The sequence below is a fragment of the Streptomyces spinosisporus genome (genome assembly GCF_022698145.1).
Classification (GTDB): domain Bacteria; phylum Actinomycetota; class Actinomycetes; order Streptomycetales; family Streptomycetaceae; genus Streptomyces; species Streptomyces spinosisporus.
Genome location: NZ_JALDAX010000001.1, coordinates 38,475 through 63,854 on the forward strand (window position 1 = coordinate 38,475; position 25,380 = coordinate 63,854).

General features: G+C 70.3%; 23 protein-coding genes and 1 riboswitch. Of the genes, 14 read left to right on the plus strand and 9 right to left on the minus strand.

The window, feature by feature from the left end; translation table 11 throughout:
* The first annotated feature begins 303 nt into the window (after window positions 1-303).
* The 5 genes from MQN93_RS00135 to MQN93_RS00155 all read left to right on the plus strand — a co-directional run bounded on the left by MQN93_RS00135 (window position 304) and on the right by MQN93_RS00155 (window position 4,875).
* Window positions 304-828, plus strand: a complete 525-nt coding sequence (locus tag MQN93_RS00135) for a CcdC protein domain-containing protein (RefSeq protein WP_242707767.1) — start codon at window positions 304-306, stop codon at window positions 826-828.
* Complete coding sequence (locus MQN93_RS00140) at window positions 825-1,976, plus strand: sensor histidine kinase (RefSeq protein WP_242707768.1); 1,152 nt, start codon at window positions 825-827, stop codon at window positions 1,974-1,976. Before MQN93_RS00135 ends, MQN93_RS00140 begins: the two co-directional genes overlap by 4 nt.
* Entirely contained in the window at window positions 1,973-2,656 is a 684-nt protein-coding gene (locus MQN93_RS00145) for a response regulator transcription factor (RefSeq protein ID WP_242707769.1), read from the plus strand. Before MQN93_RS00140 ends, MQN93_RS00145 begins: the two co-directional genes overlap by 4 nt.
* Window positions 2,657-2,725: 69 nt before the next feature.
* Complete coding sequence (locus tag MQN93_RS00150) at window positions 2,726-3,286, plus strand: DUF485 domain-containing protein (RefSeq protein ID WP_242707770.1); 561 nt, start codon at window positions 2,726-2,728, stop codon at window positions 3,284-3,286.
* Window positions 3,283-4,875, plus strand: coding sequence for a monocarboxylic acid transporter (locus tag MQN93_RS00155; protein ID WP_242707771.1), 1,593 nt, complete (start codon window positions 3,283-3,285; stop codon window positions 4,873-4,875). The genes MQN93_RS00150 and MQN93_RS00155 overlap by 4 nt, the downstream gene beginning before the upstream one ends.
* Before the next feature lie 37 nt (window positions 4,876-4,912).
* Here the strand turns inward: MQN93_RS00155 and MQN93_RS00160 are convergent, their stop codons facing one another.
* Entirely contained in the window at window positions 4,913-5,605 is a 693-nt protein-coding gene (locus MQN93_RS00160; protein WP_016432209.1) for a response regulator, read from the minus strand.
* 161 nt (window positions 5,606-5,766) lie between these two features.
* Here MQN93_RS00160 and MQN93_RS00165 point away from each other — a divergent pair, with 161 nt between their 5' ends.
* The 3 genes from MQN93_RS00165 to MQN93_RS00175 are packed head-to-tail and all read left to right on the plus strand — an operon-like array spanning window position 5,767 to window position 8,557.
* Entirely contained in the window at window positions 5,767-6,582 is an 816-nt protein-coding gene (locus tag MQN93_RS00165) for an ABC transporter ATP-binding protein (protein ID WP_016432208.1), read from the plus strand.
* Window positions 6,572-7,435: an ABC transporter permease gene (locus MQN93_RS00170; protein ID WP_016432207.1), complete on the plus strand. Its 864-nt coding sequence runs from the start codon at window positions 6,572-6,574 to the stop codon at window positions 7,433-7,435. The genes MQN93_RS00165 and MQN93_RS00170 overlap by 11 nt, the downstream gene beginning before the upstream one ends.
* A gap of 60 nt (window positions 7,436-7,495) precedes the next feature.
* On the plus strand, window positions 7,496-8,557 hold the full coding sequence (locus tag MQN93_RS00175) for an ABC transporter substrate-binding protein (RefSeq protein WP_016432206.1): 1,062 nt from the start codon (window positions 7,496-7,498) through the stop codon (window positions 8,555-8,557).
* A 54-nt stretch (window positions 8,558-8,611) separates the two neighbouring features.
* Here MQN93_RS00175 and MQN93_RS00180 read toward each other — a convergent pair whose 3' ends face one another.
* The 4 genes from MQN93_RS00180 to MQN93_RS00195 all read right to left on the minus strand — a co-directional run bounded on the left by MQN93_RS00180 (window position 8,612) and on the right by MQN93_RS00195 (window position 13,335).
* Window positions 8,612-9,292: a response regulator gene (locus MQN93_RS00180; RefSeq protein WP_016432205.1), complete on the minus strand. Its 681-nt coding sequence runs from the start codon at window positions 9,290-9,292 to the stop codon at window positions 8,612-8,614.
* A complete protein-coding gene (locus MQN93_RS00185) occupies window positions 9,289-10,959 on the minus strand; it encodes an ATP-binding protein (RefSeq protein WP_242707772.1) in 1,671 nt (556 codons plus the stop codon). Before MQN93_RS00185 ends, MQN93_RS00180 begins: the two co-directional genes overlap by 4 nt.
* A gap of 101 nt (window positions 10,960-11,060) precedes the next feature.
* Window positions 11,061-12,002 (minus strand): ferredoxin family protein, encoded by a 942-nt coding sequence (locus MQN93_RS00190; protein WP_242707773.1) that lies wholly within the window; start codon window positions 12,000-12,002, stop codon window positions 11,061-11,063.
* Between the two features lie 58 nt (window positions 12,003-12,060).
* The gene (locus tag MQN93_RS00195; RefSeq protein WP_242707774.1) at window positions 12,061-13,335 is read right to left on the minus strand and encodes a citrate synthase; all 1,275 of its coding nucleotides are present in this window, start codon (window positions 13,333-13,335) and stop codon (window positions 12,061-12,063) included.
* 121 nt (window positions 13,336-13,456) lie between these two features.
* Between MQN93_RS00195 and MQN93_RS00200 the strand changes: the two genes are divergently transcribed.
* Window positions 13,457-14,617: a citrate synthase/methylcitrate synthase gene (locus tag MQN93_RS00200; RefSeq protein ID WP_242707775.1), complete on the plus strand. Its 1,161-nt coding sequence runs from the start codon at window positions 13,457-13,459 to the stop codon at window positions 14,615-14,617.
* 132 nt (window positions 14,618-14,749) lie between these two features.
* Here MQN93_RS00200 and MQN93_RS00205 read toward each other — a convergent pair whose 3' ends face one another.
* Window positions 14,750-14,986 carry a hypothetical protein gene (locus MQN93_RS00205; RefSeq protein ID WP_037780284.1) on the minus strand — a complete coding sequence of 79 codons (237 nt, stop codon included), beginning with the start codon at window positions 14,984-14,986 and terminating at the stop codon, window positions 14,750-14,752.
* A 259-nt stretch (window positions 14,987-15,245) separates the two neighbouring features.
* Window positions 15,246-15,761: a DUF6082 family protein gene (locus MQN93_RS00210; RefSeq protein ID WP_016432199.1), complete on the minus strand. Its 516-nt coding sequence runs from the start codon at window positions 15,759-15,761 to the stop codon at window positions 15,246-15,248.
* 322 nt (window positions 15,762-16,083) lie between these two features.
* Here MQN93_RS00210 and MQN93_RS00215 point away from each other — a divergent pair, with 322 nt between their 5' ends.
* Window positions 16,084-17,232 carry a CobW family GTP-binding protein gene (locus MQN93_RS00215; protein WP_242707776.1) on the plus strand — a complete coding sequence of 383 codons (1,149 nt, stop codon included), beginning with the start codon at window positions 16,084-16,086 and terminating at the stop codon, window positions 17,230-17,232.
* On the opposite strand, the gene MQN93_RS00220 is transcribed toward MQN93_RS00215, so the two are convergent.
* On the minus strand, window positions 17,229-19,685 hold the full coding sequence (locus MQN93_RS00220; RefSeq protein ID WP_016432197.1) for a DNA gyrase/topoisomerase IV subunit A: 2,457 nt from the start codon (window positions 19,683-19,685) through the stop codon (window positions 17,229-17,231). The genes MQN93_RS00215 and MQN93_RS00220 overlap by 4 nt on opposite strands.
* Window positions 19,686-20,001: 316 nt before the next feature.
* On the opposite strand from MQN93_RS00220, the gene MQN93_RS00225 reads away from it, so the two are divergent.
* The 4 genes from MQN93_RS00225 to MQN93_RS00240 all read left to right on the plus strand — a co-directional run bounded on the left by MQN93_RS00225 (window position 20,002) and on the right by MQN93_RS00240 (window position 24,865).
* Window positions 20,002-21,396, plus strand: a complete 1,395-nt coding sequence (locus MQN93_RS00225; protein WP_242707777.1) for a M16 family metallopeptidase — start codon at window positions 20,002-20,004, stop codon at window positions 21,394-21,396.
* Window positions 21,393-22,781 carry a M16 family metallopeptidase gene (locus MQN93_RS00230; protein WP_242707778.1) on the plus strand — a complete coding sequence of 463 codons (1,389 nt, stop codon included), beginning with the start codon at window positions 21,393-21,395 and terminating at the stop codon, window positions 22,779-22,781. The genes MQN93_RS00225 and MQN93_RS00230 overlap by 4 nt, the downstream gene beginning before the upstream one ends.
* Window positions 22,782-22,970: 189 nt before the next feature.
* Window positions 22,971-23,133, plus strand: a riboswitch (cyclic di-AMP (ydaO/yuaA leader).
* A gap of 12 nt (window positions 23,134-23,145) precedes the next feature.
* On the plus strand, window positions 23,146-23,934 hold the full coding sequence (locus tag MQN93_RS00235; RefSeq protein WP_016432194.1) for a M23 family metallopeptidase: 789 nt from the start codon (window positions 23,146-23,148) through the stop codon (window positions 23,932-23,934).
* A gap of 235 nt (window positions 23,935-24,169) precedes the next feature.
* Entirely contained in the window at window positions 24,170-24,865 is a 696-nt protein-coding gene (locus MQN93_RS00240) for a GntR family transcriptional regulator (protein WP_016432193.1), read from the plus strand.
* Between the two features lie 161 nt (window positions 24,866-25,026).
* Here MQN93_RS00240 and MQN93_RS00245 read toward each other — a convergent pair whose 3' ends face one another.
* Window positions 25,027-25,308, minus strand: coding sequence for an HPr family phosphocarrier protein (locus MQN93_RS00245; protein ID WP_016432192.1), 282 nt, complete (start codon window positions 25,306-25,308; stop codon window positions 25,027-25,029).
* Window positions 25,309-25,380: the final 72 nt, after the last annotated feature.

A 25,380-nucleotide genomic window follows, 5' to 3' on the forward strand; every position in this document is an offset into this window, starting at 1 on the left:
CGGCCTGAGCGGGGCGCCGGCTGCGCTCGGCTCCGGCGGGGTTCCCGCGGCGTTCGGCCTCGGCGGGGTTCCCGCAGCGCTCGGCCCGGCGTGGTTCCCGTTGCACTCGGCCGGAGCGGTTCGCCCGGTCACCAGCAGCGGTGTCGTACGTCGGCTCCACCCACGGGTGGAGCCGGCAGCCGTTTACGGCTCCACCCACGATCCACCCCAGCTCCGATCTGCTGACCTGCAGATTTCCGTAGCGTCGAAGGCGTCGGGCAGCAGTCGCTGTCGCGGCCCCCTTCTTCGCTCACGGAGGCATCGATGTCCGGGCTCGTCAACGCGTTGGTGATCGCGGCCGTGGTCGTCCTGGTGATCGTCCGGCAGTTCCGCGCACAGCAGATCGGCACCGGAAGGCGCTGGTGGCTCGTGCCCGCGATCATCGCCGTCGTCGCCCTGCGCGAACCCGGCATCGTGGACGCCCATCACCACACCGCATCGATCGCGCTGCTCGGTGCCGAGCTCCTCATAGGCCTCGCCACCGGAGCCGGCTGGGCCTGGACCACCCGAATATGGGCGCAGCCGGACGGCTCGGTGTGGAGCAAGAGCACCAAGGCGAGCGTGACCGTCTGGATCGTCGGCATCGCCCTGCGCGTCGGTCTCTACGCGCTCGGTGCCGCCATAGGCGTCCACCAGGACAGCGCCGCCCTGCTCGTCGCCCTCGCCGCCACCCTCCTGGTCCGCTCGGGAATCCTGATGTGGCGGGCACAATCCATCGCCCCGGCCGCGGGTCCCACCACGGCGTACGGTGACCCCATGGCCCGCCCCGCACGGAAGGAGCGTGTGTGACGGAGAACGTCTGGACGCGCTGGCCCTCGCGGGAGGCGCTCGGGCAAGCAGGCACATCACGGCCCCGGCGCATGATCGCCTGGGTCGTGAGGCTGGCCGCCCTCGGATTCCTGCTGTCGACCGCCTTCCACGGCAGCCGGGTCCACGGCTGGGTGGCGGTCGCCGGCGGTGCCGGAGTGGTGCTGGCCGCATTCCTCGCCTGGGCCTACTACCGCACCACGCTCCAGCACCGGTTGTGGCCCTCCCTGGCGTGCATGCTGCTGTTGCTGGGACTGGCCGCGGCGGGTCAGGCGGGGGGATTCCAGGGGCCCGCCTTCGTCCTGTGGTGCGGCTGCGCCGTCTCCGCTCTCGAGCGGCTGCCGCTGGCGGTCGCCCTGCCGACAGCCTCCGTCGCCCTGTCCTCGTACGCCGCGGTGAACAACGACGTATGGCTGACCACAGCGGCCACCACGGCAGGTCTCGCCCTGGCCGGCTATGTGCTGCGGCTCGACGCCGAGGCGCGTGGCAATGCGCAGAGACTGCTCGCCCAGGAGCGGGCCGCCCGGGTCGCCGAGGCGGAGTCGGCGGCGCTGGCGGAGCGCACCCGGATCGCGCGGGAGATCCACGACGTGCTCGCGCACAGCCTCTCCGCGCAGCTCGTGCACCTGGAGGCGGCCAGGCTGCTGATCGAGCGCGGTGCCGACCGCGAGCAGATCCTGGAGCGGGTGGTGGCGGCACGCGGCATGGCGCGCGACGGTCTCGACGAGACGCGGCAGGCACTCTCCGCACTGCGCGGCGAGATGACTCCGCTGGAGGACTTCCTTTCGCAGCTCGTCGGGACGACAGCGGGTGCCGAGGTCACCATTACGGGTGAGCGGAGACAGCTGCCGGCCGAGGCGTCGCAGGCGGTGCGCAGGGTCGCCCAGGAGGCCCTGACGAACGTCCGCAAGCATGCGCCGGGGGCGAAGGTGCAGGTGCGGCTGGACTACAGCGACCGGCAAGTGACGCTGGACGTGCGGGACTTCGGAGGTTCGCCGGGCGAGCTCACCAAGGCGGGCGGCGGGTACGGTCTGCTGGGCATGCGTGAGCGGGCCGAGCTGCTCGGCGGCTCGCTGGAGGCAGGGCGGGACGAGGAGGGTTTCGCGGTGACGTTGAAGGTGCCCGTATGACCGAAGGGGCCGAGGACAGGCCTGCGCGAGTGGTGGTCGCGGACGACCAGACGGTGGTGCGTGAGGGCATCGTGATGCTGCTGGGCCTGCTGCCCGGGATCGAGGTGGTCGGGGCCGCGGGGGACGGGTTCGAGGCGGTGCGGCTCGTCGCCGAACTCGCTCCGGACGTGGTGCTGATGGACCTGCGCATGCCGCGTTGCGACGGCGTGGAGGCGACCCGGCGGATCCGCGCCGAACACCCGGGCACTCAGGTCGTGGTGCTCACGACGTACGCGGACGACGACTCGCTGTTCCCGGCGCTGCGAGCGGGGGCGCGGGGCTATCTCACCAAGGACGCGGGCGGGGACGAGATCGTACGGGCCGTGCGGAGCGTGCTGTCCGGGGACGCGGGGCTGTCGCCGAGCATCCAACGGCGGCTGCTGGAGCGGCTGTCCGGTCCCGAGCCGCAGCCGGCTGTCGAGACCGAGGCGCCGGACGGGCTCACCACGCGTGAGACCGAGGTCCTGCTGCTGATCGCCGAGGGGCTCAGCAACCAGGAGATCGCCCGCAGACTGCATGTCTCCACGGCGACGGTGAAGACCCACATCAACAACCTCTTCGCCAAGACGGGGCTCAAGGACCGTGCGCAGGCGGTGCGTTACGCGTACGCGAAGGGGCTCGCGCGGCCACCGGTGGGATGAATCACCTGATGGGGTGAAGAGCGGGGGGAAGAAGAGTCAGGGATCTTCCCGTTCTGTCCATCCTTGGGCATGCAGTCAAGCAACGGCCGGTCCCGCGATGACGGGGGTGGCGCCGATGGTGCGGCCGAGCACCGTGAGGATCACGTTCCGTCCCCTGCCGAGGCGTCCGGGAGCGTGAGGTACGACGACCCGTGGTACGACGCTCTCGCCTCCGGGTGGGGCGAGTCGGACGGCCCCCATGGGCAGGTTCCGGGACCCGGGAGCACTGCCGCGCGCAGGGAGAGCGGCGACGACGCCGCGGTCGATGTCTATCTGGAGGTGCAGCGGAGCGCCGCGTTCCGGGAAGTGCGCAGTACCTACCGCAGGTTCGTGGTGCCGGGGGTCGTCGTCTTCCTCGGGTGGTACGTGGGGTACGTCGTGACGGCCACCACCGCACCGGGGCTGATGGCGCGGCCCGTGGCGGGCGCCGTGAACGTGGCGATGCTCGCGGGGCTCGGGCAGTTCCTCACGACGTTCCTGTTCGCCTGGGCCTACGCCCGGCATGCGCGGCTGCGCAGGGACCGGGCCGCCCTCGAACTGCGCTGGGACACGCAGGAGTTGACGCGCGGGGTGCGGGGCGGTGTGTCGTGACGGATGATCATCAGACGCTGGCGCTGCTTCTGTTCAGCGCGTTCATCGCCGTCACGCTGGCGATCACGACATGGGCGAGCCGCAACCGGCATGGGTCCGCGGAGGAGTTCTATGCGGGCGGGCGCCTCTTCTCCCCGATGGAGAATGGTTTTGCCATCGCGGGCGACTACATGTCGGCGGCCTCCTTCCTGGGCGTCACGGGGCTCATCGCGCTGTTCGGGTACGACGGGCTGCTGTATGTGGTCGGCTTCCTCGTGGCCTGGCTGGTGGTGCTGTTCCTCGTCGCCGAACTGGTGCGCAACTGCGGGCGGTTCACGCTGGCGGACGTCGTGGCGGCGCGGATGAGCGAGCGGCCCGTGCGGATCGCGGCGGGAACTTCCTCGGTCACCGTGTCCGTTCTGTATCTGGTGGCGCAGATGGTGGGGGCGGGAAGCCTGGTCGCGCTGCTGCTCGGCGGGACGAGTCCGGCCGCGCGAGCCTGGACCGTCATCGGCGTCGGCGCGCTCATGGTGATCTATGTGTCGCTGGGCGGGATGCGGGCCACCACCTGGATCCAGATCGTCAAGGCGGTCCTGCTGCTGGCCGGCACGGTCGCGCTGACCGTGCTCGTCCTCGTGCGGTTCCACGGCGACTTCGACCGGCTGCTGCTGACGGCGGCCGGGCGCAGCGGCCACGGGGACGCGTTCCTCGCGCCGGGGCTGGCGTACGGCGGGGACTGGACCGCCCGCTTCGACTTCATCAGTCTCGGCCTGGCCCTGGTGCTGGGCACCGCGGGGCTGCCGCACATCCTGTCCCGCTTCTACACCGTGCCCACCGCCCGGGCCGCGCGGCGCTCGGCGCTCTGGTCGATCGGGCTCATCGGCGGCTTCTATCTGATGACGATCGTCCTCGGGTTCGGCGCTGCAGCGATCGTGGGACCGGAGGCGATCAGAGGGTCGAACGCGGCAGGGAACACGGCGGTCCCGCTGCTCGCACTCGACCTGGGCGGCGGTGCGAACTCCACAGGTGGAACGATTCTTTTCGCCATTGTCGGCGCCGTCGCCTTCGCCACGATCCTCGCCGTGGTCGCCGGCATCACGCTCGCCTCCTCGGCGTCCGTGGCCCACGACCTGTATGCCTCCCTGCGGCGCGGTCGCGGGAAGCCGCGCAGCGAGGTGGCCGTGGCACGGGTCGCGTCCGTCGGTATCGGCGTGGTCGCGATCGGCCTCGGGCTGCTGGCCCGGGACCTCAACGTCGCCTTCCTGGTCGGCCTCGCCTTCGCGGTCGCCGCATCGGCGAACCTCCCGGTGCTGCTGTATTCGCTGTTCTGGCGCGGCTTCACCACCCGTGGCGCGGTGTGGGCCGTGTACGGCGGGCTGATCCCCGCACTGGTCCTCGTCGTCCTGTCGCCGGTGGTCTCGGGCAGCCCGGAATCGCTGTTCCCGGGCGTGGACTTCCAGTACTTCCCGCTCCAGAACCCCGGTCTCGTGTCGATCCCGCTGGGCTTCCTCGCGGGCTGGCTGGGCACGGTCACCTCCGATGAGGTCCCCGACGAGGCCAAGCACGCGGAGACGGAGGTGCGGTCGCTGACGGGGGCGGGAGCCGCGTAGAAGCGCCGCTTCACCGTCGTACGAGGAACTGGGGCGACTAGGGCGCCACCCACGAGTAGAGGTGCTCGGGTCTCCCTGTGTCGCCGTATTTCAGGGTGAGGCGGAGGCGGCCGGCTTGTTCGAGATTGCGCAGGTAGCGCTGGGCCGTGGAGCGGCTCAGGCCCGTCTCCGCCGCCACTTCGTGGGCCGAGAGCGGGTGGTCGGCCTGGTGCAGGACATGGCAGATGAGGTCGCTCGTCGGCTCCGAGTGGCCGCTGGGCAGACCCGGTGACGACGGCGTCGGAGCGGTGCGCAGCGCGCCGAAGATCCGGTCCACCTGGTCCTGGCCGGCGATGCCGCGGCCGCCGACCCGGTCGACGGTGCGGCGCAGGGCGGCGTAGGAGTCGAGGCGGGTGCGCAGCGCGGCGAAGGTGAACGGCTTGACCAGATAGTGCAGTGCGCCGAGGCGCATGGCCGCCTGTACGGTCCCCACGTCGCTCGCCGCGGTGATCATGATGACGTCCGTGCCGTGGCCCTGTTCGCGCATGCGGTGGACGAGTTCGAGGCCCGTCTGGTCGGGCAGGTAGTGGTCGAGCAGCACCAGATCGATGCCCCCGCGCTGCACGCTGCTCAGCGCCTGGGCAGCGTTGTGCGCCCGGTCGGCCACCCGGAAGCCGGGAACCTTACCCACGTACTTGGCGTTGATCTCAGCGACGCGGAAGTCGTCGTCCACGACCAGGACGTCAATCATCGGGCCTCTTTCTGTCAAGGCCTGGCGAAGGTTTCGCCGGTGTTTCGGCTCCGCAGTTCTAGCGTGAGCAAAACGAGCACAACAGGCTGTTGCAAGCAAAAGAACGGCATGTGCCCACAAGGCTGCTGCTGTGGCCCGGCCCACATCTACCGTCCCCGGCCATGAGCGCAGACACAAGCCCCGCCATCCAGCTACGGGGCGCGAGCAAGATCTTCAAGACCCCGTCCGGGGGTCTGCACACGGCCGTCAAGGAGCTGGACCTCACGGTCGGGCGCGGCGAGTTCGTGGCGGTCGTCGGGCCCACGGGCTGTGGGAAGTCGACGACGTTGACGCTGGTCAGCGGGTTGGAGGAGCCCACCGAGGGCGACGTCCTGGTCGCCGGGGAGCCGGTCAACGGCGTGGGCGACAAGGTCGGATTCGTCTTCCAGCAGGACGCCACCTTCCCCTGGCGGACGGTTCTGTCCAATGTCATGGCGGGCCCGCGTTTTCGCGGTGTGCCCAAGGCGGAGGCCAAGGAGAAGGCGCGCGAGTGGCTCGCCCGGGTCGGGCTCTCGGCCTTCGAGGATCGCTACCCGCACCAGCTCTCCGGCGGCCAGCGCAAGCGCGTGGCGCTCGCCGCGACCTTCGTCAACGACCCCGAGATCCTGTTGATGGACGAGCCCTTCTCGGCCCTCGACGTGCAGACCAGGGCGCTGATGTCGGACGAGCTGCTGGAGCTGTGGGCGGGCACGGGTGCCTCCGTCGTGTTCGTCACCCACGACCTGGAGGAGTCGATCGCGCTGGCCGACAAGGTCGTCGTGATGACCGCCGGTCCCGCCACCGTCAAGCACGTCTTCGACATCGACCTGCCGCGGCCGCGCAAGGTCGAGTCCGTGCGTCTCGAACCGCGCTTCATCGAGATCTACCGCGAGATCTGGGAGTCCCTGGGCGAAGAGGTCCGGATCACCCGCGAGAGGGGTGCCGTCAATGTCGCCTGAGGTGCTCAGTACGCCGGTCGTCGACACGGCCAAGGCGCCGGACCGCTCCCAGTCACGCGCGCGTGCCGCCCGTAGACGAAGAATCGGCATCACGGTGGCCCGGCTGCTGCTCCTGGTCGCGGTCCTCGGCCTGTGGGAGGTGCTCTCCCGCACCAAGGCCATCGATCCGTTCAACTTCTCGATGCCGTCGAAGATCTGGGACCAGATCTGGACCTGGGTGACGCACGGAACCGCCATCGGATCCCTGGGCGAGCAGATCTGGTACACGCTCTACGAGGCGCTGCTCGGCTGGGTCTTCGGTGTGATCGCCGGTGTCGTGGCCGGTATCGTCCTCGGCCGGATCACCTTTCTCGCCGATGTCCTTGGTCCATACATCAAGGTGCTCAACTCGATCCCCAGGATCGTCCTGGCCCCGATCTTCGTGATCTGGTTCGGGCTCGGCCCGGCCTCGAAGGTCGCGTCGGCCGTCGTCCTGGTCTTCTTCCCCGTCTTCTTCAACGCCTTCCAGGGCGCCCGCGAGGTCGACCGCAACCTGGTCGCCAACGCCCGGATCCTCGGGGCCAGCGACCGGCGGGTGACGCTCCAGGTGGTCATCCCCTCCGCAACCTCCTGGATCTTCACCAGCCTCCATGTCAGCTTCGGCTTCGCCCTCATCGGCGCCATCGTCGGCGAGTACATCGGCGCCACCAAGGGCGTCGGCCTGCTCATCGCGCAGTCACAGGGCACCTTCAACACAGCCGGCGTCTACGCGGCGATGGTCATCCTCGCCGTCGTGGCCCTCGCCGCAGAGGGGCTGCTGACCTTCGCCGAGCGCCGCATCTTCCGCTGGAAGCCGGCCGGTTCCGAAAGCTGAACTCCCCCAGGTCCCCCCTCACTTCTCCCCGCACCGCCCTCTCACAAGGACGTGAACGTCATGCGCAAGTCCGTCAGATACAGCACTCTGGCCGCCGCCGGTCTGCTCGCCGTCTCCTCCCTCACCGCCTGCGCCAACGACGCGGCGAGCACCGCCTCCAGCGGCTCGGGGAACAAGGGGGACGGCAAGGGGACCAAGGTCAAGATCATGGTGGGTGGCCTGGACAAGGTCATCTACATGCCCGCGATGCTCACGCAGCGGCTCGGCTACTTCGACGCGGAGGGCCTCGACGTCGAGATGCTGAGCGAGCCGGCCGGTGTGCAGGCCGAGACCGCTCTCGTCTCCGGGCAGGTCCAGGGGGCCGTCGGCTTCTACGACCACACGCTCGACCTGCAGACCAAGGGCAAGGCCGTGGAGTCGGTCGTGCAGTTCTCGCAGGCGCCCGGCGAGGTGGAGATCGTCTCCAAGAAGGCGGCGGGCGACATCAAGTCGCCCAAGGACTTCAAGGGCAAGAAGCTCGGCATCACCGGTCTCGGGTCCTCGACCGACTTCCTCACCAAGTACCTCGCCGTCAAGAACGGCGTGAACGTCAACGAGTTCTCCCCGGTCGCCGTCGGAGCGGGGCCGACGTTCATCTCGGCGCTGCAGAAGGGCTCCATCGACGCCGGAATGACGACCGACCCGACCGTCGCCACGATCCTGGACAAGAAGGAGGGCAAGGTCCTGCTCGACATGCGGACCCCTGAGGGGTCCCAGCAGGCGCTCGGCGGCCCGTACCCGTCGTCAAGCCTGTACATGCAGACGGACTGGGTCAACGGTCACAAGGACACCGTCCAGAAGCTGGTCAATGCATTCGTCAAGACGCTCAAGTGGATGTCCACCCACAGCGCCTCGCAGATCGCCGACAAGATGCCCGCCGACTACTCCCAGGGCAACAAGCTCCTCTACGCCGCCTCCATCGAGAGCACGCTGCCGATGTTCACGGACGACGGCGTGATGCCCAAGAACGGCCCCGAGACCGTCGAGAAGGTGCTCAAGGCGTTCAACCCCAACATCAAGAACGCCAAGGTGGACCTGAGCAAGACGTTCACTACGGAGTTCGTGGAGAAGGCCAAGGGCTGAATCCGTATGCATTTGGGGGTACGGCCCCTTCCCCCGCCCCCACGGGCCGTGCCCTCAGGCGCGGGTCGCCCACACGTAACGGTGTTCAGGGCGGCCCGCGTCGCCGTATTTCAGGGTGAGTCGGGCCCGGCCCGTGCGCTCCAGGAGCTTCAGATAGCGCTGGGCGGTCTGGCGGCTCACCCCGGTCCGCTCGGCGATCTCCTGGGCCGACAACGGGCCCTCGGCGTTGATCAGGGACCGGCGTACCAGCTCCGCGGTGGTGGGGGAGTGACCTTTGGGCAGCCCCGGGTCCGAGGAGGCGGACAGGGCGCCGAAGATGCGGTCCACCTCCGCCTGTTCCGCCTCGCCGCCGCCGTCGAGCGTGCGCCGTAGCTTCGCGTACGCCTCCAGCTTGGCGCGCAGGCCCGCGAAGGCGAACGGCTTGACCAGGTACTGCAACGCGCCGTGCCGCATCGCGGCCTGCACGGTCGCCACGTCCCGGGCCGCCGTCACCATGATCACATCGGTCTGGTGGCCGCGGCGGCGCATCTCCCGGACCACCGCCAGGCCCGTCTCGTCCGGCAGATAGTGATCCATCAGGACCAGGTCGAGATGGGGCAGCGACTCCAGCTGGCGCAGTGCCTCGGTGGCGCTGTGCGCCTCGCCGGCGACGTGGAAGCCCTCCACCTTCTCGACATAGGCGGCGTTGACGGCCGCGACCCTGGTGTCGTCGTCCACGACCAGGACCTCGATCATCGCGACTCCTCCTCGGCGGACGTCTCCACGGGTGCGGTCAGGGCGGGCTCCGGTTCCGGCTCGGTCAGCGCCTCCGGCAGGACGACGGTGAACTCCGCGCCGCCGCCGTGCGCCTCGCCCACCGAAGCGGTGCCGCCCTGCCGTTCGGCGAGCCGTCGCACCAGCGAGAGCCCGATGCCCCGCTTGCGGTGGGCCGGCTGCTTCTTGGTGGACCATCCGTCGGCGAAGACCAACTCGCGCTGCTCGGCGGGGATCCCGGGCCCCGTGTCGCGCACTCTGAGTACGGCCGTACGTCCTTCCGCGCGCAACTCGATCTCCACGCGCGCGTGGAGGGTGCCGGCGACCGCGTCGAGCGCGTTGTCCACCAGGTTCCCGACGATCGTCACGAGCCCGCGGGGATCGATCAGCCGGTTCGGGAGCTGTGTCCGGTCCGAGACCCACAGGGCGACGCCGCGCTCCGCCGCGACCGTCGCCTTGCCGACCAGCAGCGCGGCGAGCAGCGGATCCTGGATCTTCTCCGTGACCTGCTCCGCGGTGGCACGGTGGTCGCCGACCACCTCACCGACGAAGTCCACGGCGTCGTCGTACATCTCCAGTTCGAGCAACCCGAGGAGCGTGTGCATGCGGTTGGCGTGCTCGTGGTCCTGGGCGCGCAGGGCGTCGATCAGACCGCGCGTGGAGTCGAGTTCGCGGCCCAGCTGCTCCAGCTCGGTGCGGTCGCGCAGGGTGGCGACCGCACCGCCGTCGTCGGTGGGCATGCGGTTGGCGATCAGGACCCGCTGGCCGCGGACCGTGAGCAGGTCGGTGCCCGTCACCCGGCCGCCCAGGATGTCGGCCGTCCGCCCCTCGCCGAGCGCTTCCTCGGGAGACCGGCCGACGGCCTCGTCGTCGATGCTCAGCAGGCGGTGCGCCTCGTCGTTGAGGAGGCGGATACGGCCGGAGCGGTCCAGCGCGACGACACCCTCGCGGATGCCGTGCAGCATCGCCTCGCGCTCCGCGAGCAGCGCCGAGATGTCCGAGAAGGCCAGGTCGCGGGTCTGCCGCTGGACCCGTCGCGAGATCAGCCAGGCGGCCAGCGCACCGACCGCCAGGGCGCCGCCGGCGTAGGCGAGCAGCTCGGGGATCGCGCCGATGAGCTCGGCCCGCACGCTGTCGTACTTGATCCCGACCGACACCACGCCGATGATCCTGCCGTCGGAGTCCCTGAGGGGCACCTTGCCGCGCGCCGAGCGGCCGAGGGTGCCCTTGTCTATCTCCATGACCTGCTTGCCGGCCAGGGCGTCGCTGGGGTCCGTGGACACGATGTGCCCGACCTCCGACGTGGTCGGGTGCGACCAGCGCACCCAGTTGCGGTCCAGCACCACGATGTACTCGGCGCGCGTGGCCCGCCGGATCCGCTCGGCCTCCTTCTGCACCGGGCCGGTCTTCGTCGGCGGGGTGGTGAGCAGGCCCTCGGCGATCTGCGGGTCCGCGGCCGTGGTCTCGGCGATGGCCAGGGCGCGGCGCATCGCCTCCTGGTCCAGCTGCTTGCTCAGCGGGGCGAGGAACAGTCCCGTCGCGAGCACGGCGACCCCGGCGGCGATCACCACCTGCATCAGCAGTACCTGCGAGAACACCCGCTTCGGCAGACCGAGGCGCCGACGGCGTGCGGGGGGAGTGGGGCTCATACCCAAGACGGTACGTGGACGTGCCGGAACCGCCGTAGGGGGTGTGGCATGGATCTCTTGATCAATGCTGAGCCGTGCAGGTCAAGCCTTGATCGACCGCGTCAACCGGCGAGCGCGGTGGCCCTCAGCTCATGCACCGCCCGCACCTCCATGCGCGCGGGCGAACCCAGGATCGACGTCCCGCAGCTCTCCGGGCGGGGCGGCAGGGACGCGCCCTGGGCGACCTCGACGCTCCAGCGGCGCCCGTCCGCGTGGGCGACGGTGACCTGCCAGCGCGGCGCGGACCCGCTCGTCGCCTCGACCCGCAGCGCATCCGCCGCATACTCGCCGACCGTCGTCCGTACGGCCAGCTCGGCCGCCTGGCCGGGCCGCTCCCAGGCGGAACTCCCGCGGCAGCCCTCCACGACGACCCGTCCCTCCCGGACTCCGTGCAGGACCTCCTTGACGGCGTGGGCCTCGGCACGGCCGTACGCGTATCCGTACGGCAGGACGAGCAGGGTCGGCGAGAAGCGATGGCCACCCAGATGAGTGACCTCCCAGACGCCCTCCACCTCGGACGCGGCGAGCTCGGCCGCGAGCGGGCGGCCCAGCAGCGCGCAGCAGCGGTCCCGCTTGCCGTTGGTGCAGACGAGGGCGAGCGGTCCACCGGTGTGCGGCCGGGCTCCGAGAGCCGCGTCGAAGCTCTGGTGCTCGCCCCTGCCGAGCGCGGCGAAGTCGAGGTCGAGCAGCGCCCGGGGATCGTCGGCCGTCGCGGAGTGCAGCCAGGCGTTGCCGGGGTCGGTGTGGGCCGCGTAGACCTGCCGGGCGGCGGGCGTACCGCAGTCGGCGTGCCGTCCCGGGCGGCGGATCAGCGCGATGCGTACGCCGGTGCCCTTCGCGGCCGCCTCCAGCGCACGGCCCAGTGCAGGATTGAGGTGGCTCGACGTGAGCGCCCTGGCACCCCAGGGGCCCGGCTGCTCCAGCAGCAGCCAGGTCCGCGCGGTGGCGGCGGTGCCCGCGATCGGCTCGTCGAGCTCCTGGGAGACGGTTGAGCACGTACTCACAGAGGTGAGCCTAACCTGACTCGGCTCGAGGCGACTCCCCGGCCGCCCTCGTGTCCCGCTACGGCAGCGGCTCGGGTTCCGGCAGAGGCTGGGGCGGCCTCGGGCCGACGTAGTGTCCGCTCGGCCGCATGCGCAGCGGGCGCTCGCCGTACTCCTCCAGCGCATGGGCGATCCAGCCCGCCGTACGGGCCACGGCGAAGATCGTCTCGCCGGCCGTGGCGGGCATGCCGGCGGAGGCGGTGAACACGGCCAGGGCCAGGTCGACGTTGGCGTGCAGCGGGGTGTGGCGGGCCGTGGTGGCCACGATGTCGCGTGCCGCCGCGAGGGCGGGAGCGGCGCGGGGGATCTCCTCCAGGAGACCGAACAGGACACGCGCGCGTGGGTCCTCGCCGGGGTAGAGCCGGTGGCCCAGTCCCGGGATGCGGCGGCCCGCCCGCAGCTCCTCCGCGATCACGGGGGCCGCGTCGCCCTCGTCGAGCACGTCGAGCAGCAGCCGGTGGGCGAGCCCGCTGGCCGCGCCGTGCAGCGGTCCTTCCAGCACGCCGAGCCCGGCCGATACGGCCGCGTAGGCGTGCGCGCGGGCCGAGGCCGCGACGCGCACCGCGAGGGTCGAGGCCGCGAGGTCGTGGTCGACGAGGAGGGCGAGCGCGGTGTCCAGCACGCGCAGGGAGGCCTCGTCGGCGTCCCGGCCGCTCAGGCGTGCCCACAGGCGCTGTGCCAGCGGGCCCTCGTCGCGGCGGCGGCCGCCTCGGGTCGTCGGGAGGGCGGCGACCAGGGTGGGGATCAGGGTGCGTGCGGTGCCGAGGACGGCGTCCTCGGAGAGGTCGAAGCGCAACGGGTCCGCCACGGCGGCGGCGATCGCCGCGACGCGCAACCTGTCGGTGGGGCCCGTGTGTTCGGGCAGTGCGTCGACGGCCCGGCGAGCGGCGTCGACCGAAGCCTCCGGTGCGGTGAACGTGTTGCCGGGGCGCAGCCGGCCTGTCCACAGCCACTCGGCGACCTCTTCGTAGGTGTGGCGCGCGGCCAGTTCGGTGGCGTCGACTCCCCGGAAGTAGTACGTGTTCGGCTCGATGAGGGTGAGCCGGGTCCGAACGGACAACTCGCCTCCGGAGGCCGAACTCCCGCTGCTCTCGCGCCTGTTGCGCCTCGCCAGCGTCTCCACTTCCTGGGCGTCGAAGGTGCTGCCCCGGCCGCCGGGCACCCGTCGGCTGCTGAGCTGACCGCGGCTCACGTATGCGTACACGGTCTCGGGTTTCACGCCCAGCAGCTCGGCGGCTTCCCTGGTGGTCAGTCGCCGGTCGGTGTGAGGGGAGGGGGGCTCTTGATCGCGCATGGGGGTCACCGTAGCGGCATGCCGATGGATGGATTCGGCGTCTTGATTGAATGTTGATTCAATCAATATTGACAGAGAAATAGTCAAGCATGGACAGTCGAATCAAGTCCAGGGAGGAAACATGTCCGTCAACAGGTCAGCAGCGGGCACCATCGATGTGCCGCGTGGGCTCGCCGGCGTCGTGGTCACCGACACCGAGGTCGGGGACGTACGGGGGCTCGAGGGCTTCTATCACTACCGCCAGTACTCGGCCGTCGAACTCGCGCAGACCCGCGGGTTCGAGGACGTATGGCATCTCCTGGTCCATGGCGAACTGCCGGACGCGGCGCAGCGGGTGGAGTTCGCCGCTCGTACGGCGGCGCTGCGGAGGTTGCCGGAGGAGGTGCGGGTGGCGCTGCCCGCGATCGCGGAGGCAAGCGGGGGGTCGGGGCCGCTGGCCGGGATGCGGACCGCGTTGTCGTTGCTCGGTGCGGCGAAGGGGTTTCGCCCGGTGTACGACATCGATGCGGGCGCGCGCCTTTCGGACACGCTGGTGGCCGCCGCGGCCGTGCCGACGCTGCTCACCGCGCTGTACCGGCTGGGACGGGGGCTCGAACCCGTGGAGCCGCGGGACGATCTGTCCTATGCGGCCAACTACCTCTACATGCTGACGGGTTCGGAACCGGATGCCGCGCGGGTCCGGGCGATCGAGCAGTACTTGATCTCAACCATTGATCACGGCTTCAATGCATCAACCTTCACTGCACGGGTCATCGCGTCGACGGGGGCGGATGTAGCCGCGTGTCTCGTCGGGGCCGTGGGGGCGCTGTCGGGTCCGCTGCACGGCGGTGCGCCGAGTCGGGCGCTGGACACCCTGGATGCGATCGGCACCCCCGACCGCATCGACCCCTGGATCCGCGAACGCGTCCTCGCCGGGGACCGCATCATGGGCTTCGGGCATGCCGTCTACCGCACCGAGGACCCTCGCTCCCGCATGCTGCGCGAGGTGGCGCAGAGTTTCGGGGGGCCGCGTGTGGAGTTCGCCGTGGAGGTCGAGCGCCGGGTGGAGGCGATCCTGGCGGAGCTGAAGCCGGGGCGGGAACTGCACACGAACGTCGAGTTCTACGCGGGCGTGGTCATGGAACTCTGCGGCCTCCCCCGCGAGATGTTCACCCCCACCTTCGCGGCGGCCCGCGTGGTGGGCTGGAGCGCGAACATCCTGGAACAGGCGGAGGACCGCAAGATCATCCGCCCGGCGGCGCGGTATGTGGGGGTGGGGGCGCCGGTGGCGGTGCCGGAGTAACGACTCCGTGCGGACAGCCTGCGCGGCGTAGTGCTTTGTAGCGATGGGAGTGCCATGCGTGGAGGTGCACCGGTCGGGCCCTGCGCCCTGACTGGCGGCACCGGGCCCGAAAGGAGCAACACGGGAAGGCAGTTACGCGTCGGGGATGTCGGCCTTGGCCCGGACCAGCGTTTCACGGCTGATCACGACGATGCGCTCGTAGTCTGCGCGTGCCGCGTCGGACGGCAGCTCACTCTCGAGGGCGGCGGTGGCCTCGGTACCGATGACAGCGAAGTTTCCGTCGCTGAGCTCGAAGATGTCGGGGCAGGTCTGGCCGGTGGCGCTGCCGCGCTCCCGGGGCGAAGCGCCGATGCGACGCACGATCTTCAAGTCCGTTCCTAGGGGCGATCGATGAACGGGCCGACGCGTGCGCCGGACGCTGCTCGAGCTCATGGCCTCATCGTGCGTCCAGTGAAGCTCATGAGCAGGCCCACTGATACTCATGAAGGGCTGCTGCTCCCTGTGGGGAGCGGCAGCCCTACGCAGTACGGTGTTGCCACCCTGCAAGATGTTTCCGCTGGGACGGCTGGGGGCAGACTACAGCTTTGCGTGACTCAACGTCACGACTATCAGGGGCCCAGTTGCAAGATCACTCGTCCGGTGCCTGGCCCACCACCCACCACTCCTCGTTGTCGTCCTCGACATCGAGCGCGGTGTTCATGTCTGCGACCAGCGCATCCATCATCTCGCCGAGTGCGGCTTCCTCGGACGAGGCCGGCAGACTGTCCCGGTGGTGTCGGGTGGCCGCCCAGTACTCTCGAAAAATCTGATTCCGGCACATCACCCGCAAGTGGCCGTAGAGTTCCGCCAGGCTCAGCGCCCCGATGCGGTGAAAGTACAAGGCGTTGACGTACAGGGCATTGGCGAAGAGGTACTGGCGCTGCCGGTCTGCCGGTACGTCGCTCTCGTAGGTGTCCAGGACAGCTGCCAGGGCCGGGTCCACCATGGCTTTGCACAGCAGGTCGAAGTGAAGTCGATGCTGCTCGGCCAGTGCGGCTCGTTTGCGATACCGCAATCCCCGCTGCGTGATGGCATGGGTGGCGCTGGAGATCCGCGACCATGCCGCGGAGCCAAACTTCCACATTGCGAAGCCTTGTGTGGCCATGTCAACCCCCGAATCAGGCGGCCGTCCGCCGGTCGTCGGGGTGCGGGTCGACTGTTGGGGGACCGGCGAGCGGTGGGCGGCGCTTGCCGTCTCCCAGGATGCCGAGCGGCTCTGATCGGCAGGGAGGCGGAGAGGCGGCGCACGGAGGAAAGCGAGGGTCGCACACACCGGCGCCTTGCCCAACGTCTGCCCCGTATGTGCTGCTAACAATCGTTCACTTAGCGGCGAGTGTTCCGGCTCGTATCCTGGTCCGGCATTCACAGGTCGCACGTGCGCCGCACTCGCGATCCGGCGCACAAGGAAGCGTGGAAGAGGTCGCACGTTGAGCCAGCCGAGCCGTGGCAGCTCCCGGCAGATCCCCGTCGTCGTACTCACCGGATTCCTGGGCTCCGGCAAGACCACCCTGCTCAACCACCTCCTCCACCGCAGCGGTGGCAGCCGTATCGGTGCCGTCGTCAACGACTTCGGTGCCATCGAGATCGACGCCATGGCCGTCGCCGGCGCGCTCGGGGACTCCACCGTCTCCCTCGGCAACGGATGCCTGTGCTGCGCCGTCGACGCCAGTGAGCTCGACGCGTACCTGGAGCGTCTCGCCCGCCCCTCCGCCGGGATCGACGTCATCGTCATCGAGGCGAGCGGCCTCGCCGAACCGCAGGAACTCGTGCGCATGGTGCTCGCCAGCGAGCTTGCGGACATCGTCTACGGCGGGCTCGTCGAGGTCGTCGACGCCGCGGAGTTCGACGACACGCGAGCCAGGCACCCCGAGATCGACCGGCACCTCGGCCTGGCCGATCTCGTCGTCGTCAACAAGCTCGACAGAGCCGAGGACGGCGAGCGGGTCCTCCGGCTCGTCCGCTCCCTCGTCGACCGTGCCGCGGTCGTTCCCGCCTCCTACGGCCGTATCGACCCCGAGTTCCTCTTCGACTGCCGGCCGAGCGAGGAGCGCGTGGGGCAATTGTCCTTCGACGACCTCCATGAGCACGACCTCCATGAGCACGGCAGCGGCAACAGCAGCGGGCATCGCGGGCGCCATGCCGGTCATCTGCACACCACGTACGACAGCCTGGACTTCACCTCCGAAGTACCCATGGATCCGCGCCGGTTGATGGAGTTCCTCGACAGCCGGCCCGAGGGGCTGTACCGGATCAAGGGATACGTCGACTTCGGGGCGTACGACGTCCAAAACCGTTACGCCGTCCATGCCGTGGGGCGTTTTCTGCGGTTTCGTCCCGAGCGCTGGCCCGATGACGCGCGCCTCACTCAGCTCGTCCTCATCGGCTCCGGCATCGACGCGCCCGCCCTCACCAAGGGGCTTGAGGCCTGCAAGAGCGACGCCGACGCCCCACACACCGCCGACGAGGCCGGAATGTGGGGCGTCCTGCGCTTCGTACAAGATCCGGACGTACAGGATCCGCCGGACGTGCATGAACCGGACCTGCAGGATCCCGACGTACAGGATCCGGACGCCTAGACCGGCCCCGCCACCACCGACACCGTCTTCGCCAGCGACACCCCGGATCCGTCGCGTCGAGGGTCGATGTCCGGGAGTTCGGCCGGGGAGCCGTTCTTCTGGGCCGCCTTGGCCGGGGCCGCGCCCGCCCAGGCCAGGGAGAGGCAGTCCTCGCCCTTGAGGAAGCGCTGGCAGCGGACGCCGCCGGTGGCGCGGCCCTTGCGCGGGTACTGGTCGAACGGCGTCAGCTTGGCCGTCGTCTGGACGGAGTCGTCGAGGGTGCCGCGCGAGCCCGCGACCGTGAACACGACCGCGTCGGCCGCCGGGTCCACCGCCGTGAAGGAGATGACCTTCGCGCCCTCCGTGAGCTTGATGCCCGCCATGCCGCCCGCGGGACGGCCCTGGGGGCGGACCTGCGAGGCCTGGTAGCGCAGCAGTTGGGCGTCGTCGGTGATGAAGACCAGGTCCTCCTCGCCGGTGCGCAGCTCGACCGCGCCGACGATCCGGTCGCCCTCCTTGAGTGTGATGACCTCCAACTCCTCCTTGTTGGTGGGGTAGTCGGGGACCACACGCTTGACCACGCCCTGTTCGGTGCCCAGGGCGAGGCCGGGGGAGGATTCGTCGAGGGTGATCAGGCAGACCACCGTCTCGTCGCCCTCCAGGGAGACGAACTCCGACAGCGGCGCCCCGCCCGAGAGGTTCGGTGCGGAGGCCGTCTCGGGGAGCTGCGGCAGGTCGACGACGTTGATGCGCAGGAGGCGGCCGGCGGAGGTCACCGCGCCGATCTCGCCGCGTGCCGTGGCCGGGACCGCCGAGATGATCACGTCGTGCTTCACGCGCTTGGCTGCGGAGTCCTCCGGGAAGGGCTCGCCGTTGGCCGTGCGGGCCAGCAGGCCCGTGGAGGAGAGCAGGACCCGGCACGGGTCGTCCGCGACCTGCAGCGGCACGGTGGGGGCCGGGGCGCCGGACGCCTCCAGCAGGACCGTACGCCGCTCGGTGCCGAACTTCTTGGCCACCGCGGCCAGTTCGGTGGAGACCAGCTTGCGCAGCTCCGTGTCCGACTCCAGGATCCGGGTCAGCTCCGCGATCTCGGCGTTGAGCCGGTCCTTCTCCGACTCCAGCTCGATGCGGTCGTACTTGGTCAGACGGCGCAGCGGCGTGTCCAGGATGTACTGGGTCTGGATGTCCGACAGGGAGAAGCGCTCCATCAGGCGCTCCTTGGCCTGCGCGCTGTTCTCGCTGGAGCGGATCAGGCGGATGACCTCGTCGATGTCGACGAGAGCCGTCAGCAGGCCCTCCACCAGGTGCAGCCGGTCGCGCCGCTTGGTGCGGCGGAACTCGCTGCGGCGGCGCACGACCTCGAAGCGGTGGTCGAGGTAGACCTCAAGGAGCTCCTTGAGGCCGAGCGTCAGCGGCTGGCCGTCCACCAGCGCGACGTTGTTGATGCCGAAGGACTCCTCCATCGGCGTCAGTTTGTACAGCTGCTCCAGGACGGCCTCCGGCACGAAGCCGTTCTTGATCTCGATGACCAGGCGCAGGCCGTGCTCGCGGTCGGTGAGGTCCTTGACGTCGGCGATGCCCTGGATCTTCTTCGAGCCGACCAAGTCCTTGATCTTGGCGATGACCTTCTCCGGGCCGACCGTGAAGGGCAGTTCGGTGACGACCAGGCCCTTGCGGCGGGCGGTCACGGTCTCGATCTCGACCGTGGCGCGGATCTTGAAGGTGCCGCGGCCCGTCTCGTACGCGTCGCGGATGCCGGACAGGCCGACGATGCGGCCGCCGGTGGGCAGATCGGGGCCCGGGACGTGCTTCATCAGCGTGTCCAGGTCCGCGTTCGGGTGGCGGATGAGGTGGCGGGCCGCCGCGACGACCTCGGAGAGGTTGTGCGGCGGCATGTTGGTCGCCATGCCGACGGCGATGCCCGAGGAGCCGTTGACCAGCAGGTTCGGGAAGGCGGCGGGCAGGGCCACCGGCTCCTGCTCCTGACCGTCGTAGTTGGGCGCGAAGTCGACCGTGTCCTCGTCGATCGACTCCGTCATCAGGCTGGTCGCCGCGGCCTGCCGGCACTCGGTGTACCGCATGGCGGCCGGCGGGTCGTCGTTGCCCAGCGAGCCGAAGTTGCCGTGCCCGTCGACGAGCGGCACGCGCATGGAGAAGGGCTGGGCCATGCGCACCAGGGCGTCGTAGATCGACGCGTCGCCGTGCGGGTGCAACTTACCCATGACCTCGCCGACGACGCGCGCGCACTTCACATAGCCGCGGTCGGGGCGCAGTCCCATCTCGTTCATCTGGTAGACGATGCGGCGGTGCACCGGCTTGAGGCCGTCCCGGGCGTCGGGCAGGGCTCGGGAGTAGATGACCGAGTACGCGTACTCGAGGAAGGAGCCCTGCATCTCGTCTACGACGTCGATGTCGAGGATCCGCTCCTCGTACGAGTCGTCGGGCGGCGGGGTCTTCGTGCTGCGGCGGGCCATCGCTGCCGGCTCCTCTTTTCTGGTCGCTCGCCTTCGGGTCGCGCCCCTTCGGCTCACTCTTGCCTGAAGCGTGAACGAGATCTGACGCGGACCATTGTGGACCGCGGCACTGACAACGCGGGCCGGGCCCCGGTTCGGGCGGCCCCGCCCGGCGCTCGGAAGGTCACCGGGCCGCGGCTGTCCGCAGGTTACGCGATCCGCTGTGGGCGTACGTCGTCCGGGAACTTCGCCCGCCCTCCGCACGCTTGCATACAGTGGCAGGACCGGCAGGAAAAGCGCGGTTCGAAGCACCGCATCCGCGATCGAAGGGACGTACATGCCCATGGGTCACACGGCCACAGACCAGGCAGGCACCGGGGGCCTGACAGCGACCGAGCACCGCCTGGCCAACGGCCTGCGCGTGGTGCTCTCCGAGGACCATCTGACCCCGGTCGCGGCGGTGTGCCTCTGGTACGACGTCGGCTCGCGCCACGAAGTCAAGGGGCGTACGGGCCTGGCTCACCTTTTCGAGCACCTGATGTTCCAGGGTTCGGGACAGGTCAAGGGCAACGGCCACTTCGAGCTGGTGCAGGGCGCGGGCGGCTCGCTCAACGGCACCACCAGCTTCGAGCGCACCAACTACTTCGAGACCATGCCCGCCCACCAGCTGGAGCTCGCCCTCTGGCTGGAGGCCGACCGCATGGGCTCCCTGCTCGCCGCCCTGGACGAGGAGTCCATGGAGAACCAGCGGGACGTCGTCAAGAACGAGCGCCGGCAGCGCTACGACAACGTCCCGTACGGCACGGCGTTCGAGAAGCTCACCGCCCTCACCTACCCCGAGGGCCACCCCTACCACCACACCCCCATCGGCTCGATGGCCGACCTGGACGCGGCGACCCTGGAGGACGCGCGCGCGTTCTTCCGCACGTACTACGCGCCGAACAACGCGGTCCTGTCGATCGTCGGCGACATCGACCCGGAGCAGACGCTCGCCTGGGTGGAGAAGTACTTCGGCTCCATCGCCTCGCACGACGGCAAGCCCGCGCCGCGCGACGGCTCCCTGCCGGACGTGATCGGCGAGCAGCTGCGCGAGGTCGTCGAGGAGGAGGTCCCGGCGCGCGCCCTGATGGCCGCCTACCGGCTGCCGCACGACGGCACGCGCGCGTGCGACGCGGCCGACCTCGCGCTCACCGTCCTCGGCGGCGGCGAGTCCTCCCGCCTCTACAACCGCCTCGTACGCCGCGACCGTACGGCCGTCGCGGCCGGCTTCGGACTGCTGCGGCTGGCCGGGGCGCCCTCCCTGGGCTGGCTGGACGTGAAGACCTCCGGTGACGTCGAGGTGCCGGTCATCGAGGCCGCCATCGACGAGGAGCTCGCCCGGTTCGCCGAGGAGGGCCCGACGGCGGAGGAAATGGAGCGCGCCCAGGCCCAGTTGGAGCGCGAGTGGCTGGACCGGCTCGGCACGGTCGCGGGCCGCGCCGACGAACTGTGCCGGTTCGCCGTCCTGTTCGGCGACCCGCAGCTCGCCCTGACCGCCGTCCAGCGCGTCCTTCAGGTGACGCCCGAGGAGGTCCAGGAGGTCGCCAAGGCGCGCCTGCGCCCCGACAACCGCGCGGTGCTCGTCTACGAGCCGGTCTCGCCGGAGGCCACCGAGGACGCGAACCCCCCAGAGGACCCCGAGGCCGAGGCCACGGTCGAAGCCGGCGACGACAACGAGGAGGCGGCCAAGTGACCGAGCTCGCCACGATGGAGTTCCACCCGCAGCCCCAGGCGGGCGAGGCCAGGCCCTGGGCCTTCCCGGCCCCGGAGCGCGGCGCGCTCGACAACGGCCTGACCGTTCTGCGCTGCCACCGCCCCGGCCAGCAGGTCGTCGCGGTCGAGGTGTTCCTGAACGCCCCCCTGGAGGCCGAGCCGGCCGCCGTCGAGGGCGTCGCCACGATCATGGCGCGGGCCTTCTCGGAGGGCACCGACAAGCACTCCGCCGAGGAGTTCGCCGCCGAGCTGGAGCGTTGCGGCGCCACCCTGGACGCGCACGCCGACCACCCCGGCGTACGGCTGAGCCTCGAAGTCCCCGCCTCCCGCCTCGCCAAGGCGCTCGGTCTGCTCTCCGACGCCCTCAGGGCGCCCGCCTTCGCCGACAGCGAGGTCGAGCGGCTGGTCCGCAACCGCCTGGACGAGATCCCGCACGAGCTGGCCAACCCCTCGCGGCGCGCCGCGAAGGAGCTCTCCAAGGAGCTCTTCCCGGCGACCTCGCGCATGTCGCGCCCCCGCCAGGGCACCGAGGAGACGGTCGAGAAGATCGACGCCGCGGCCGTACGCGCCTTCTACGACCGGCACGTCAGGCCCGCCACGTCCACCGCGGTCGTCGTCGGCGACCTCACCGACATCGACCTGGACGCGCTGCTCGCCGAGACCCTCGGCTCCTGGACGGGCTCCTCGGCCGAGCCCCGCCCGGTGCCGCCGGTGACCGCCGACGACACCGGACGCGTGGTGATCGTGGACCGCCCCGGCGCCGTCCAGACGCAGCTGCTGATCGGCCGTATCGGCGCCGACCGGCACGACCGTGTGTGGCCCGCGCAGGTGCTCGGCACCTACTGCCTGGGCGGCACCCTCACCTCGCGCCTGGACCGCGTCCTGCGCGAGGAGAAGGGCTACACCTACGGGGTGCGCGCGTTCGGCCAGGTCCTCAGGTCCGCCCCGGACGGCACCGGTGCCGCGATGCTCGCGATCAGCGGCTCGGTCGACACCCCCAACACGGGACCGGCGCTCGAGGACCTGTGGACGGTGCTGCGCACGCTCGCCGAGGGCGGCCTGACCGACGCCGAGCGCGACGTCGCCGTGCAGAACCTCGTCGGGGTGGCGCCGCTCAAGTACGAGACCGCGGCGGCCGTGGCGAGCACGCTGGCCGACCAGGTCGAGCAGCACCTCCCGGACGACTACCAGGCGACGCTGTACCGCCAGCTCGCCGAGACCGGCACCGTGGAGGCCACCGCGGCCGCCGTGAACGCCTTCCCGGTGGACCGCCTGGTGACGATCCTGGTCGGCGACGCCGCGCAGATCAAGGAGCCCGTGGAGGCGCTGGGCATCGGCGAAGTCACCGTGGTGTCCGCGGAGTAGGGCACGCGCGCGTAGGGGCCCTGGTGACTGATGCGTCACCAGGGCTCCCGTATGTCCGAATTGAGGGAGAGTTGCCTGTCTGCCCTGTGGCATGCGCTACAAAAGCCCTGATCCGTTTGGGAATTGAAGGCGGCCCTGCTTAGCGTCGTCCGGGCTGTTCGTCAGGCAGTGCGCCGCATCCGCGGCACCGGACAGTCATCGCCGAGTCCCCGTACGGCGCGAGCCAGGGGAGCCGGGGACCCACGCAGTCCCTGGGGTGAATCGGACGCCCGCGCGCGAGCGAGGGGGTCCGTAGGAGACCTTCCTGCTCCGAACCCGTCAGCTAACCCGGTAGGCGAGAGGGAAGGAAAGGACCAGCCAGTACATGGCGTTCATGTGCGCCACGGGGAAGCACCGTCGTCCCGGCAGGATGAAGCGCGGCACCGTCCAGGCGGCCGGCGTGGCGGCCATCGCCACCACCGGCATCGTCGGAGGCCTCGCGGCCCCCTCGTTCGCCGCTGAGAACTCCGTCGGGAACTCTGTCGAGAACTCGTTCGAGCAGACCGGACTCAACCCCGTCATCACCATCGGCAACACGATCGCCGACAAGATCGACGCCCAGGCCGAGGCCCAGAAGAAGGCAGCCGAGGAGACCGCCCGCAAAAAGGCGGCCGAGGAGGCCGCCCGGCTGAAGGCCGCCGCGAAGGCCAAGGCGGAGCGCGAGGCCAAGGAGCGCGCCGCGCGCGCGGCCGAGCGCAGGCGCCTGAACAGCTTCGTCGCACCGATCTCCGGATCGTACGTCTCGACGGGTTACAAGACCGGTGGCTCCCTGTGGTCCTCCGGCAGCCATACCGGCGTCGACTTCCACGCCGCGAGCGGCACGAGCGTCCACGCGGTCGGCGCCGGCACCGTCGTCAGCACCGGCTGGGGCGGCGCCTATGGCAACGAGATCGTCATCAAGATGCACGACGGCACGTACACCCAGTACGGCCACCTGTCGTCCATCGGCGTCTCGGTGGGCCAGACGGTCACCCCGGGGCAGCAGATAGGCCTGTCCGGCGCCACCGGCAACACCACCGGACCGCATCTGCACTTCGAGGCCCGTACGACGCCCGAGTACGGCTCGGACATCGACCCCGTCGCCTACCTGCGCTCGCACGGCGTGAACGTCTGACGCACCCGAAGCGATCTCCGCGAGGCCCCGGCTCCCGAGCCGGGGCCTTTCGATGTTTCGCCGACCCGCCGACCCGCCGACCCGCCGACCCGCTGCCCCGCCGTCCCGCCGTCTTACTGTCCAAAAAATATCCATGGATTCCGGCCCGCCGTCGGAAATTCCCGCGCCGTGCAATAGAGTCACGGAACACGCGTCAATCATCGACGTTTCGCGGGGATTAAGTCGGAGGTCGGTCATGCGTATTCCGGCGCACTCGGTGTGCACGGCGATCCGGGACGACATCGTCGCCGGTGTCCACGAGCGCGGCGGCCGGCTCACCGAGGAACTCCTCGCGCGCCGCTACGGCGTCTCGCGTGTCCCCGTGCGCGAGGCGCTGCGCACCCTGGAGGCGGAGGGGTTCGTGGTGACGCGGCGGCACGCGGGCGCGTGCGTGGCGGAACCGACCGAGCAGGAGGCCGCCGACCTGCTGGAGATGCGCATGCTGCTGGAGCCGCTCGCCGCCTCCAGGGCCGCGCAGCGGCGCACCGAGGCGCACCTGAAGGTGCTGCGCGGTCTGGTCAGACTGGGCCAGGAGCGCGCCAGAGGGGGCAGCAGCGAGGATCTGCGCTCCCTGGGCGGCTGGTTCCACGAGACGCTCACCCAGGCCTCCGGCAGCCCCGCGCTGACCTCGATGCTGACCCAGCTGCGACACAAGATCGCCTGGATGTACGCCGTGGAGGTGCCCGCCAACCCCACGGAGTCCTGGACGGAGCACGGTGCGATCGTCGACGCGGTGGCGCGCGGGGACAGCGAGCGCGCGCGGTCGGTGACGGCACTGCACACCGAGCGCTCCAGCGCGGCCCACCGGCTGCGCTTCGCCCCCGGCGCGGTCCGCGCCGACCGTGTGAGGACCTCGCAACATGCCGTAAACGTGACGGGTCTTCAGCATTAACATACGCGCCGTATACAAAGAGCAGTAATTTCGCGGGGGATTATTCTTGCTGCCCTCGATCGGAAATTCGACCGCCGTCGGCCGGGAATGCCGACGGTCCGGCACATGAAATGCGAAGGGCCCGCCCGGTAATTCGGACGAGCCCTTCAGGGGTGCCGCGGTCAGACGGTCTCGGGGAGTTCCTCCAGGCCCTCGGAGACCAGCTTGGCCAGCCGGTCCAGGGCGGCGTCCGCGCCCTCGGCGTCGGAGGCGAGGACGATCTCCTCGCCGCCCTGGGCGCCGAGGCCGAGGACGGCCAGCATGGAGGCCGCGTTGACGGGGTTGCCGTCGGCCTTGGCGATCGTCACCGGGATGCCTGCGGCCGTGGCGGCCCGGACGAAGATGGAGGCGGGGCGGGCGTGGAGACCCTCGGCCCAGCCGACGTTGACGCGGCGCTCAGCCATGTGATGCTGCCCTTCGGTGTTCAGGGTTGTCTAGACCAGTTTCCCACAACGTGAAGCATGCCCGGAGCGGGC

Bases quoted from the DNA above. Each gene is read 5' to 3' on its own strand.
- MQN93_RS00135 (WP_242707767.1), top strand. From the start codon at position 304: ATGTCCGGGCTCGTCAACGCGTTGGTGATCGCGGCCGTGGTCGTCCTG.
- MQN93_RS00145 (WP_242707769.1), top strand. From the start codon at position 1,973: ATGACCGAAGGGGCCGAGGACAGGCCTGCGCGAGTGGTGGTCGCGGAC.
- MQN93_RS00150 (WP_242707770.1), top strand. From the start codon at position 2,726: ATGCAGTCAAGCAACGGCCGGTCCCGCGATGACGGGGGTGGCGCCGAT.
- MQN93_RS00160 (WP_016432209.1), bottom strand. From the start codon at position 5,605: ATGATTGACGTCCTGGTCGTGGACGACGACTTCCGCGTCGCTGAGATC.
- MQN93_RS00165 (WP_016432208.1), top strand. From the start codon at position 5,767: ATGAGCGCAGACACAAGCCCCGCCATCCAGCTACGGGGCGCGAGCAAG.
- MQN93_RS00170 (WP_016432207.1), top strand. From the start codon at position 6,572: ATGTCGCCTGAGGTGCTCAGTACGCCGGTCGTCGACACGGCCAAGGCG.
- MQN93_RS00175 (WP_016432206.1), top strand. From the start codon at position 7,496: ATGCGCAAGTCCGTCAGATACAGCACTCTGGCCGCCGCCGGTCTGCTC.
- MQN93_RS00180 (WP_016432205.1), bottom strand. From the start codon at position 9,292: ATGATCGAGGTCCTGGTCGTGGACGACGACACCAGGGTCGCGGCCGTC.
- MQN93_RS00185 (WP_242707772.1), bottom strand. From the start codon at position 10,959: ATGAGCCCCACTCCCCCCGCACGCCGTCGGCGCCTCGGTCTGCCGAAG.
- MQN93_RS00195 (WP_242707774.1), bottom strand. From the start codon at position 13,335: ATGCGCGATCAAGAGCCCCCCTCCCCTCACACCGACCGGCGACTGACC.
- MQN93_RS00200 (WP_242707775.1), top strand. From the start codon at position 13,457: ATGTCCGTCAACAGGTCAGCAGCGGGCACCATCGATGTGCCGCGTGGG.
- MQN93_RS00210 (WP_016432199.1), bottom strand. From the start codon at position 15,761: ATGGCCACACAAGGCTTCGCAATGTGGAAGTTTGGCTCCGCGGCATGG.
- MQN93_RS00220 (WP_016432197.1), bottom strand. From the start codon at position 19,685: ATGGCCCGCCGCAGCACGAAGACCCCGCCGCCCGACGACTCGTACGAG.
- MQN93_RS00225 (WP_242707777.1), top strand. From the start codon at position 20,002: ATGCCCATGGGTCACACGGCCACAGACCAGGCAGGCACCGGGGGCCTG.
- MQN93_RS00235 (WP_016432194.1), top strand. From the start codon at position 23,146: ATGGCGTTCATGTGCGCCACGGGGAAGCACCGTCGTCCCGGCAGGATG.
- MQN93_RS00240 (WP_016432193.1), top strand. From the start codon at position 24,170: ATGCGTATTCCGGCGCACTCGGTGTGCACGGCGATCCGGGACGACATC.
- MQN93_RS00245 (WP_016432192.1), bottom strand. From the start codon at position 25,308: ATGGCTGAGCGCCGCGTCAACGTCGGCTGGGCCGAGGGTCTCCACGCC.